We start from the raw sequence: 627 nt of genomic DNA on the forward strand, positions 1-627 counted from the left end.
CCATTAGTAGAATACAACGGTGTTCACAAATGGTTTGCGAAGACAGATCTTCTCTTGAAAGACGGTACAAGATTAGCTAAAGGTACTGACTTGACGCAATATGTCAGCCAAACGATTGATCACAAGTCAAGAACAGTTGTGTATTCATTCTCTAGTGACTTCTTGAGCAAGATTTCAGATAATAGTGAATTCCAAGCTACAGGTTACATGCAAGTGAAACAACTTGACTATGGTACTGTGAAGAATACCTTTACTGAAATTATCAACAATGTTGAACGTGATTCTAATACGGTAACAGTAGACTCACCTCAAGATTATGGTGATGTTGTGGTTCACTATGTAGATGAATCTGGTAAGAAGATCAAAGAAGATGTAACAGATACTTCTCATTCTAAGGTTGGTGAAAACTACGATACGACAGACCACAAGACGACAGCAATCAAGTCTGGTGATAAAGTGTACAACCTCGTTCCTGAAAAGACAAAAGGTAATGAAAAAGGTAAAGTTACCAAAGGTGTAACCGAAGTTACTTATGTCTACAAGGAAGTGAAGGCAGAACCGACTAAGAAAGGTACAAATGCCAAAGGTGAAGATGTCAATGGTAAGACAATGTTGGCAGGTTCAACT

General features: G+C 38.3%; 1 protein-coding gene. It reads left to right on the forward strand.

The window, feature by feature from the left end; genetic code table 11:
• Positions 1–627 (forward strand): LPXTG cell wall anchor domain-containing protein (locus RG565_RS08985; RefSeq protein WP_308937473.1); only part of this gene is annotated, 627 nt, incomplete at both ends.

It is taken from the genome of Streptococcus sp. IsoGale021 (genome assembly GCF_031142795.1).
In the GTDB taxonomy this organism is placed as follows: Bacteria; Bacillota; Bacilli; order Lactobacillales; family Streptococcaceae; genus Streptococcus; species Streptococcus hominis.